This is a genomic window from Flagellimonas sp. (assembly GCF_965233845.1).
In the GTDB taxonomy this organism is placed as follows: domain Bacteria; phylum Bacteroidota; class Bacteroidia; order Flavobacteriales; family Flavobacteriaceae; genus Flagellimonas.
Genome location: NZ_OZ247584.1, coordinates 4,338,731 through 4,348,137, shown reverse-complemented (window position 1 = coordinate 4,348,137; position 9,407 = coordinate 4,338,731). Strand labels below are relative to the sequence as shown.

Below are 9,407 nucleotides of genomic sequence, written 5' to 3'. Positions count from 1 at the left end.
TTGAAGAATAGAAAATGCTCTAATAGCTACTGAATACTAGTGTTTTAGCACCAGTTTGAAGGGTAATCGAAACAAGGGTTTGGAATTATGAAATTGCAAAGAAATTGTAGTATCAAAACCTTCAATTCCTAAAGGTGGGAGTTTTAAAACAAGTGCTTTATTTTTTTCACAATTCCCTTGGGGAGTTTATACGGTGGATAACGCAAGGGGATATCCAACCAATTGGCCTTTTTGATGATTCCTTTTGCATTGGAAAAAATCTCGAATGAGGTCTTCCCATGATAACCTCCAAGTCCACTAGCCCCAACACCCCCGAAAGGAAGTTTTTTATTGGTAATTTGGATAACGGTATCATTGATGGCACCACCTCCAAAGCTATATTTCTTCAATATCTTCTTCTGAAAAGTTTTTTTATTGGAAAACACATAGGTAGCCAAGGGTTTTTCGTAGCGTTCCAAAACCTCAGCTAAATCATCATCCGTTTCATAACCAATGATAGGTAAAATAGGTCCAAAAATTTCGTCCTGCATGATGGGGCTATCCAGAGCGGGTTCATTTACCAAAGTTGGAGACAGATACTTATCATCATCTTTAAAAAACCCGCCAAAACTTACTTCTTGGTCATGTAACAAGTTTTTTAATCTGGTGTAATTTTTTTCGTTGACTATTCTGGCTAAATCATCCGAAGGATGTTCAAGATTTCCAAACCCTTGCTCAATGCTTTTTTGCAAAGCTGTTGCAAGTTTGGTCTTTACGCTTTTGTGCACCAACACATAATCCGGTGCAATGCAGGTCTGTCCTGCATTCAGGAATTTGCCCCAAGCAATGCGTTTAGCTGCCAGTTTAATGGAAGCCGAACTATCCACAATACAGGGATTTTTGCCACCCAGCTCCAAAGTTACAGGTGTTAAATGTTTGGCCGCACTTTCATATACAATTCGTCCAACCTTGGTGCTTCCGGTGAAAAAAATGTAATCCCATTTTTGAGCCAGCAATTTCTGTGAGGTTTCCACCCCACCTTCTACCACGGAAACGTGGCCAGGTTCAAACACCGCAGCAACAATTTCCGCACAAATTTTGGATGTATTGGGCGTTAATTCGGAAGGTTTTATTACAACCGTATTGCCAGCTGCCACTGCACCGACCAAGGGGGCAAAAACCAGCTGGAATGGGTAATTCCAAGGAGCTATAAGCAATACGGTACCATAGGGTTCCCGATATAGATAATCGGCCGAAGGCCAATTGGCCAGAATGGAGGAAACCCGTTCAGGGCGTGCCCACAGTTCCAAGTTGTTTAACGCTGTTTTTATTTCAGCCAACACAAACTGGGTCTCCGCAACCAAAGTTTCAAACCTGGGCTTTTTGAAATCCGTGTAAAGGGCTTCGCAAATTGCATCTTCCCGCTTAACGATCTCCTTTTGCAAGCGTTTCAAGGCCTTCTTTCTAAAAGAGACATCTTTACTTTTTTGGGTTGAAAAGAATTCGCGGTGTAGGTTTAATATGTCCATAGATTCACAAACAGAGGTGACCCATATTTGGGAAAATCAAAGGGAATTGACTTCGTTCAAATACCCCACCCTAAATATAGAACAAACTTGAAGAAACCACTCAGGTTATGATATAGAAGCAAGCTTAGGCCTGGATAGACATTTGGAAGTGACTTACCCTAATGTCCTGCAGAATCTTCTTTTATCTGCTTTTTGAGCCCTTCTATTTGCTGCTCCAAGTCTTGAATATAATCCTCCCGTTGCTTATTTAGTTTTGCGATTTCCTCAAACGTATATCGTTGGGTAATATGCTGTGGGCAGTTCCAATCAAAAGCCTTGATATGAAAAAGAAAAATGCGCTCTGCCTTGTAATCGTAATCCAATTCCAACTTTTCAACGAGCTCTGGGTTTTCTTCCAAAGACACAATTTCAGCTTCCGCATAAATTTTTAAACGAGCGCGATTGACATAATCCATAAGGATAAGGGAAACTTTTTTATGTGTTTTGACATTCCCAGTTGAGATGTATTGCTTGTTCCCGGTAAAATCCAGAAAGGCCAAGGTTTTCACATCTATCATCTTTAAAAAGCCTTTTGGGCCTCCCCTATGCTGTATGTACGGGAAACCATTTTCTCCAAAAGAAGCCACATAAAAACTATCGCGTTCCTTGATAAAACTCATCTCTCTAAAAGAGAGGCCATCCGGTAATTCCATACGTTCCATGCGCTCATACGCATGCCTACTTCCCTGTTCCTTCTGAATTTCCTTAATCGTGTCCGTAAATGCTAATCTTGAATAGTTCATCTTAATTTTGTTCCAATTGAATACAATGGACAGGAGGTCCCCATCCTTCCGGCACCTTTTCTGTGGTAAGCACATCAAACGTCCCGTTGGCTCCGCCCATCTCCCCCGATTTCTCTTTATATATTACTGTTCCAATACGATGTACCCGTATGGCATAACTGCACATTACGCAAGGCTCCTTGTTGGAGTACAGAGTAGCTCTGGACATATCCTTACCAAGAATGGCCCTGGCCTTTCTTAGTACCTCCATCTCTGCATGACGGCTCACATCTTGTTTGGAGGTGGCGGCTTCCTCGGCCTCTGCAACAATTGTATCATCCACAACGATCAAACTTCCAACGGCACTGTTACCCTTGGATACAGCTTGGCCAGCCAATACTTCACAGCGTTCCATAAAATAGGCAGCGTTCTTCATCACCCCCTTAGCCATAAAAATGGTCAAAACCTTACAGCATTCTGACAGTAGTGGATCCTTTGTTAACAAAAAAAGCCGAGACAAAAATCCCGGCTCTCAAAATTCAACCAAAAAATTGGTAGTTCAAAAACAGTTATGCCATGGAAATGTGATCGCAAATAGCCTTGATATGTGAGGCATCCGTTCCGCAGCAACCGCCAAACACTTCCAAGTTGGGCAACAACTGCTGCAGTTCCCTATGCAGCTGACCAAATTCCATTTTATTACCGACATCCAACTCTGTTGACTCATCCAATTCCGCATGACTTTTACATGAAGCATTGGCCCTTAATCCTTGAATTCGAGCTTTCCAGCTTTTTGCTCCTTCAAGTACCGGCATAAAATGCGTAGGATGTGCACAGTTGATCATATAATATTTTGGATAACGGCCTGTGGCCTCGTCAATAGTTGTAATAGCTTGCTCCAAAGTTTCCCCACTGGGTAAACTGCCGTCCAATTCCGCACTTCTTTCCAGTTGGGCAAAACCCATCGTGGAACTCCAAAAAAGTACAAAACATGGCAGCAGCCTAAACAGTCTATTTTTGGTAAAAACACTTCCCATAGTCAAGAACAAGATAGTAAAATTACCCTTGCCTAATAGGCATGGATTAGTGCTTAGATTCTGTTTGTTAGTGAATTAGTGGATTAATTTTGAAGAATAAAGAACCATTTAACAATTGGCACAGGTTCCCCTAATAATGGTCTGTATATTTTTGGCCTTAAACCCACTGGGGACCTTCATTTGAATTTCCGTCATTCCTTTTACGCAATAAACGGTTTCACAAGATTCGCAAACAAAATGGGCATGTTCCTGACCCGCCGAAGGTGATGCTCCCAAGGCATATTTGGTGATTCCTGAATGGTCATTAATACCATGAATCAGTCCCACCTCCTCAAACGCTGATAAATTCCGATATAGGGTGGATTTATCCACACCTTCCCCCATTATCTCTTTCAAATCACTATAAGACTGGGCGTGCTTGGCATCCTTGAAGTGCTTTACCAGCTCCAACCGCAATTTGGTTTTCTTTAGCCCCTTCTGATCCAGAAGTGCCTCATTGCTTTGATCGACAGTATTTACTTTTCGTTGCTCCAAGATTTTATAGACTTAAGGCTATCGCTTTTTCAATTCGATAATAGCAATGATTGGGATTGTCCGCATTGAGTCGCAGTAGGCCACTTACGGAAAGTAGATCATCCATTACAAATGAGGGCTTTTCGCTAAATTCAAGTTCCATTATGGTTTCCGGGCCGCCATTTCCACAAAAAAAACAGGAAGCCATGGGGTTTTTGGAAAGTAGGTAAACGGATTGGGTTCCATCCAAAACCAAAAAATAACCTGTTACTATGACTTCTTTTCCGTCCAAAGCCAGAAGTTCCGGTGCAAAAACCGCCTGCCTGAACATTGGTATGTCCGCATTGGATTCCCATGAAATGCCTGCTTGGAGGTCGGCCCATTCCAAGACCGTTTGTGCCTGAATCGTTGTTCCCAACCAGCACAACATGAAACAGCAAAACAAACTCCAGGTTTTCAATTTAACAATTGGCCCGTGGCCCCATTTAAAATATAATTGCAACGATCCACATTATCAGGATTGAGCTCAAGTATACCCGTAACCTCAACGATCTGATCCGTTTTAAAAGGTGGTTTTTCCTTGAAATCCACCTCTATAATGGTCTCTGGTCCGGCTGCCCCACAAAAAAAGCAGGAAGCCATAGGATTTGCAGACACCAAAAAAATGTCTCCATTCCCGGAAATGTCCAGGAAGAAACCCTTAATCTTCACTTCCTGTCCTTGGAACGATTTAATTCTTGATCCAAAAGTAGGCATCAAAAAATTAACATCATATGTAGCATTGTACTTAGGTTCAAAATCAACATCGGCAAAGTCCTGCCAGGTTAGCTGTATCTGCGCCGATAATCCTTGGATTGCAAGGATTAGCACGAATGAAAGAAGCAATGGATTACGCATCCGATAATGTTTTTGAAATATTCAATTTAAAAATAGATATTGAAGCAAGCAAAGTGGCCACTAAAGTAATGAGCAAGGCCATGCCAAGAAAACCCAATTCAGCGGCATCAAATCCGGTTATTTGCAAGTTATATCCATAGGAAGCTTCTGTAACCATGGAAGTTATCCAAATGCCTATCCTTCCCAACAACCACCCAAGGAAAAATCCTGAAAGTGTTAAAAAAAGACCTTCCATAAAAACCACCCACAACAATTGGGCTGTCCCAAGACCGTAGATACGCAACAAGGCCAATTCCCGCCTGCGCTCCCTGATGGTCTTTAAAAGGCTGATAAAAATACTAAGCCCGGACACCAACAAGATGGCCAAGGCAATTCCATTGATTGTTTTAATCCCTGAGCCAAGCAGCCCCAAGAGACGTTGAACTTCAAAGCCCGGTAAGGCCGCCTGCATGTTGGTATTTTCATTGATAAACCTAGGCAATTGTACCATGGCCATTGGATTCTTGAATTTCACCAAAAAGGAAGTGACCTCCCGATCTTCGTGGTGGTGTTCTTCTCCTGCTCGCTCGTCTTCAAAGTTATGCTCATGAGCTTCATCATGGTCATGCTCGTGTTCTTCCGAATGTCCATCGTCATGTTCCTCCTCGTGCTCTTCGCCATGCTCCTCTACATGTTCATGGGCTTCCCAAACACTTTCCAAATTGGAAATCAGTAGCCTGTCCACAACAGTTCCTGTAGGTTTTAACAACCCTTTGACCACATAAGGATGGTCTTCATGGGACTCGACACCGCTTGCAGCCAGTCCATGGGAACTCGTAAAACTATCTCCCAACTTTAATCCCAATTTTTGAGCAGCAATACTACCTACCACCACCTCAAAGGATTTGGAATACATTTCTCCTTCCAGCAGGGTCGCTCCATACTTATCCAGATACTCATGGGTGGTTCCCAAGATACGATATCCTTTATAGTTATCCCCGTAGGAAACTGGAATCGCCGATCCAACCATGGGGTTTTTGGTTAAAAATTCTGCTTCTTCCAACTTAATGTTGCCCGTAGGAACATCAACATGCAAGACCGAGGACAACACCAGTTGTAGCGGGCTTCCTTTTGCGCCCACCACCATATCAAAAGGAGCTATGTTCTTATCCAATTGACCACTCAATTGTTTGCTAAGTTGCAGTACAAATGTTACCAAGAACACACTCAGCACCAGTAGTAACAGGCTTAAAAGTAAATTGAGCGGTTTGGACACCATGTTCCGAAATGCCAAAAATCCAAGTCTCATAGGGTCAATTGATTTCTAAAATGGGACTTTATTCTGTGGTCATGGGTGATGATCACCAAACTACTTTGGCATATTTTGGCTTCCTCCTTCAACAGTTCAATAACCGCTTTACAGTTTGCGTCATCCAGATTGGATGTGGGCTCATCGGCAAAGATTACATCCGGTTTATTGATGAGGCCCAAGGCAATGGAAAGTCGTTGTTGTTGCCCCTGACTAAGCTGTGTCACCTTTTTGTGTAGCACTTCAGATAATCCCAATCGAGAAGCAAGCTCCTTTATCCGAGTCTTGTCTACAGCTTTTTTGGGAAAACTTTGTCTTAGTACCAAGTTTTCGTAAACACTAAGGGACCCAATGAAGTGATATTGCTGAAATATCAATCCAATATGGCTTCCCCTGAAACGGTCCATCTCCTTGCGGTTTAAGGATTGAAACTCGGTTCCAGCCACGGTAATTTTGCCACTGGCAGCCGGTAATATCCCCGCCAATAAATGAAGCAAAGTGGTTTTACCAATCCCGGATGGACCAAGTATTAAAAGGTGTTCGCCAGATTTTAAATGGACGTCCGGAAAGGAAAATTCCGATCCATTTTCATAGGTAAATTGAAGTGCATCTGTTTTTATCAAGTGAATGCTTTTAGCAAAAATAAAAATAATTGTAAATGCAACTAAGTTGCGTTTACATTTTTACACTATTTTTGTTCCTCAAAATTCAAAATTTGAAGATTGGTTCCAAAACTACTTAAATATGAAAACTGTTAATCTTACATCAAAATCCGATGTTATTGGCGCAGCTGCCAGTGCACTTTGCCTTGTACATTGCGTGGCAACCCCGTTTCTTTTTGTAGTTCAGGCTGGGGTCGTGTCCGCAGGTGAGGGGCGTCCGGGATGGTGGGGAATCCTTGACCTGGTTTTTCTTGTAATTTCCTTTTTCGCCATTGTCTGGACCAACAAAGTCACTACAAGGCGGTGGGTAGGTCTTGCATTATGGGCCTGCTGGTTACTTTTGGCTTTTGTACTTCTTAATGAAAAACTTTCCTTGATTCCCCTTGCGGAGGAAGCAGTATATATACCGGCATTGGGCCTCATATTTTTCCACCTATACAACCGCAGATATTGTAAATGCTGACCGCTAAGCTGTTACGCAGAAAACTAATTCCCATTTTAATCTCCCAACTACTAAAAATGGATATCGAAAAAATTGAAATCATAGGAGACCAACATCTTCCTACTTCCTTGGAGACGCCTTTACATCCCAACGCTTTTGATCCTTCCGATGATGAAAAGATTGAAACCATTCAATATCATTTTCAAAAAATCATGGAAGCCCTTGGTTTGGATTTATCCGACGATAGTCTCTCGGGCACCCCATACCGATTCGCCAAGATGTATGTAAAGGAGTTATTCTATGGGCTTAATCCCAAGAATCGACCCAAAATATCCACCTTCAGCAATAAATATGGGTATAAAAAAATGTTGGTTGAAAAGGATATAAATATTGACTCTTCCTGTGAGCACCATTTTCTTCCTATAATTGGGAAGGCCCACATCGGTTATATCCCAAAGGGAAAGGTGATTGGACTTTCCAAAATAAACAGACTGGTGGATTACTACTCCCACCGCCCCCAAGTCCAGGAACGCCTTTGCTTGCAGATCATGAAGGATTTACAGCAGACCTTGGGCACCGAAGATGTCATCGTGGTGGTGAACGCGGAACATCTTTGCGTTTCCTCCCGTGGCATCAAGGACAAAAACAGCACCACCACTACCATGGAATACGGAGGTGTTTTTGAGGATTCAATCTATCGGAATGAATTTCTAGCCCTGGTTGCGGATGATGTGAAGCGGTAATCGCCCACGCTACACTGCCTCCTTACCGAATCTTTCCCATGGCCCTGTAATGGCCACCGTGTCACCATTCTCCTGAACATTTACGAAGAGGGTTTTTCCAGACGGAGAAAACACCAAGCCCGTAAGTTCCGATTTGGAACTACGATTGCAAGCCATGGTATAAATGTTTCCATCTTTATCTATCCCCCGAATATGGTTCAACTCCCCATTGTCCTCACAGAGCAATACATCTCCCCATGGTGCAATGGTAAGGTTGTCACACATATGCAAAACGGTTTTGTCGTTGGATTCTGCATAAAGTTCCAGCATCGCCGGTTGTTCATTCTCCCCTTCCATACCTTCTTTTGGGGACAGGCTGTATTTAAAAACCTGTCCAAAATTCTCCGATCCTCCATTGGTACAGGCGAAAAACAGCTCTCCTTCACCCATCCAAATGCCTTCGCCTCGGGCAAACCGGGCCGCCCCAGCATCAAATCCCCTAAATCTTAGGTCGTCCTCGGGAGCTTCCACATCGTTCAAATCTATCCAAAACACCTCCATGGGGGTATTCCTTGGTACCTCTTGCGCTTCCCAGTTTCTTGTATCCAGACTTTTTTTATCTCGTATGGCCAAAGCCTGCAACAATCCTCCGGCCAAAAGGTTTTCCTTCTCGTTCGGAATAAACCTGTAGATAAGTCCATCATGCCTGTCTTCGGTTAAATAAATACAACCCGATTTAGGGTCTACTGCTACGGCCTCATGGTTAAATCGCCCCATGGCCTTTATGGGTATAGGCGGAACCATTTCTTTGGCATCCATGGGCACCTCAAACACATAACCATGGTCTTCTAGGGTTTGCTTCCCATCTGCTTTGGTAACATCTTCCTCGCAGGTAATCCAACTCCTCCAAGGTGAAACCCCACCTGCACAGTTCCTATAGGTCCCCGCCAAACTCAGATATTGATCTACGACTGTTCCCTTTTCTTCATCATATATCAAGGTAGTGGTTCCCCCCAATCCCGGATTAATTCCATTTCCTGAATCGAAGAGCTTGTCCAAATCCACACCTGACAATAGTTCGTTGGCCGGTCCAAAAGGACTATGTTCCAATGTTGTAGGGCTATTCTCATGGTTACAAATAATGACCGTTCGCCCTGCGCCATCCAGAAAGGCCCCCATTCCATCAGGTCTACCGGGCACCAACAGCCCATCAGACATTTTTTGGCCAGATTTTGAAATCACTTTATACGAAAACCCTTCGGGAAGATCTAGATAACCGTTGGCATCTGGTTTTAGATCCAAACTGACCGCTTCCCTGTTTACCGAGTTTTCGCCTTTCTTTTTCTTATTGGTGCAATTGACCAATGAAATCAGTGCTATGGAAGTAAGGGTTGATTGTTTAATAAAATGTCTTCGGGTATAGTCTTTCTGGTTATCGCTCATCCTATGTGATTGTTTTATTGGCTAGGCAGTGCCTCCTTTAAACAAAGTTATTCATTGGAATAGAAAAAGTAGTCTATTTTGAATTTCAAAACAATTTGCTAACCTATTCTAAACACTGACCCAGGAATGGGGAT

12 protein-coding genes are annotated in these 9,407 nt (G+C 42.9%); 2 read left to right on the top strand and 10 right to left on the bottom strand.

From position 1 onward, the window contains the following. Positions 1-143: 143 nt before the first annotated feature. The 9 genes from ACO6S0_RS19535 to ACO6S0_RS19495 form a co-directional block, all read right to left on the bottom strand. Entirely contained in the window at positions 144-1,508 is a 1,365-nt protein-coding gene (locus tag ACO6S0_RS19535; RefSeq protein ID WP_422349954.1) for an aldehyde dehydrogenase, read from the bottom strand. 158 nt (positions 1,509-1,666) lie between these two features. After that, positions 1,667-2,290 (bottom strand): pyridoxamine 5'-phosphate oxidase family protein, encoded by a 624-nt coding sequence (locus ACO6S0_RS19530; RefSeq protein WP_422349953.1) that lies wholly within the window; start codon positions 2,288-2,290, stop codon positions 1,667-1,669. Between the two features lies 1 nt (position 2,291). After that, positions 2,292-2,720: a nucleoside deaminase gene (locus ACO6S0_RS19525; protein WP_422349952.1), complete on the bottom strand. Its 429-nt coding sequence runs from the start codon at positions 2,718-2,720 to the stop codon at positions 2,292-2,294. A gap of 118 nt (positions 2,721-2,838) precedes the next feature. After that, positions 2,839-3,306: a homocysteine S-methyltransferase family protein gene (locus ACO6S0_RS19520; RefSeq protein WP_422349951.1), complete on the bottom strand. Its 468-nt coding sequence runs from the start codon at positions 3,304-3,306 to the stop codon at positions 2,839-2,841. Between the two features lie 108 nt (positions 3,307-3,414). After that, positions 3,415-3,840 (bottom strand): Fur family transcriptional regulator, encoded by a 426-nt coding sequence (locus ACO6S0_RS19515; protein WP_422349950.1) that lies wholly within the window; start codon positions 3,838-3,840, stop codon positions 3,415-3,417. 4 nt (positions 3,841-3,844) lie between these two features. Next, on the bottom strand, positions 3,845-4,237 hold the full coding sequence (locus ACO6S0_RS19510) for a hypothetical protein (RefSeq protein WP_422349949.1): 393 nt from the start codon (positions 4,235-4,237) through the stop codon (positions 3,845-3,847). 38 nt (positions 4,238-4,275) lie between these two features. Then, positions 4,276-4,716 carry a hypothetical protein gene (locus tag ACO6S0_RS19505; protein WP_422349948.1) on the bottom strand — a complete coding sequence of 147 codons (441 nt, stop codon included), beginning with the start codon at positions 4,714-4,716 and terminating at the stop codon, positions 4,276-4,278. Next, the gene (locus ACO6S0_RS19500) at positions 4,709-6,004 is read right to left on the bottom strand and encodes an ABC transporter permease (protein ID WP_422349947.1); all 1,296 of its coding nucleotides are present in this window, start codon (positions 6,002-6,004) and stop codon (positions 4,709-4,711) included. The genes ACO6S0_RS19505 and ACO6S0_RS19500 overlap by 8 nt, the downstream gene beginning before the upstream one ends. Next, positions 6,001-6,627, bottom strand: a complete 627-nt coding sequence (locus ACO6S0_RS19495; protein WP_422349946.1) for an ABC transporter ATP-binding protein — start codon at positions 6,625-6,627, stop codon at positions 6,001-6,003. Before ACO6S0_RS19495 ends, ACO6S0_RS19500 begins: the two co-directional genes overlap by 4 nt. A 121-nt stretch (positions 6,628-6,748) precedes the next feature. Between ACO6S0_RS19495 and ACO6S0_RS19490 the strand changes: the two genes are divergently transcribed. Next, positions 6,749-7,129, top strand: a complete 381-nt coding sequence (locus ACO6S0_RS19490; protein ID WP_422349945.1) for a MerC domain-containing protein — start codon at positions 6,749-6,751, stop codon at positions 7,127-7,129. A 56-nt stretch (positions 7,130-7,185) separates the two neighbouring features. After that, positions 7,186-7,851: a GTP cyclohydrolase I FolE gene (gene folE, locus ACO6S0_RS19485; RefSeq protein WP_422349944.1), complete on the top strand. Its 666-nt coding sequence runs from the start codon at positions 7,186-7,188 to the stop codon at positions 7,849-7,851. A gap of 9 nt (positions 7,852-7,860) precedes the next feature. Here the strand turns inward: folE and ACO6S0_RS19480 are convergent, their stop codons facing one another. Next, a complete protein-coding gene (locus ACO6S0_RS19480; RefSeq protein WP_422349943.1) occupies positions 7,861-9,273 on the bottom strand; it encodes an alkaline phosphatase PhoX in 1,413 nt (470 codons plus the stop codon). Positions 9,274-9,407: the final 134 nt, after the last annotated feature.

Excerpts from the sequence above, each read along its gene's own strand:
- ACO6S0_RS19520 (WP_422349951.1), bottom strand. The coding sequence starts at position 3,306 with ATGGGAAGTGTTTTTACCAAAAATAGACTGTTTAGGCTGCTGCCATGT.
- ACO6S0_RS19500 (WP_422349947.1), bottom strand. The coding sequence starts at position 6,004 with ATGAGACTTGGATTTTTGGCATTTCGGAACATGGTGTCCAAACCGCTC.
- ACO6S0_RS19525 (WP_422349952.1), bottom strand. The coding sequence starts at position 2,720 with ATGGCTAAGGGGGTGATGAAGAACGCTGCCTATTTTATGGAACGCTGT.
- folE (WP_422349944.1), top strand. The coding sequence starts at position 7,186 with ATGGATATCGAAAAAATTGAAATCATAGGAGACCAACATCTTCCTACT.
- ACO6S0_RS19530 (WP_422349953.1), bottom strand. The coding sequence starts at position 2,290 with ATGAACTATTCAAGATTAGCATTTACGGACACGATTAAGGAAATTCAG.
- ACO6S0_RS19490 (WP_422349945.1), top strand. The coding sequence starts at position 6,749 with ATGAAAACTGTTAATCTTACATCAAAATCCGATGTTATTGGCGCAGCT.
- ACO6S0_RS19535 (WP_422349954.1), bottom strand. The coding sequence starts at position 1,508 with ATGGACATATTAAACCTACACCGCGAATTCTTTTCAACCCAAAAAAGT.
- ACO6S0_RS19505 (WP_422349948.1), bottom strand. The coding sequence starts at position 4,716 with ATGCGTAATCCATTGCTTCTTTCATTCGTGCTAATCCTTGCAATCCAA.
- ACO6S0_RS19480 (WP_422349943.1), bottom strand. The coding sequence starts at position 9,273 with ATGAGCGATAACCAGAAAGACTATACCCGAAGACATTTTATTAAACAA.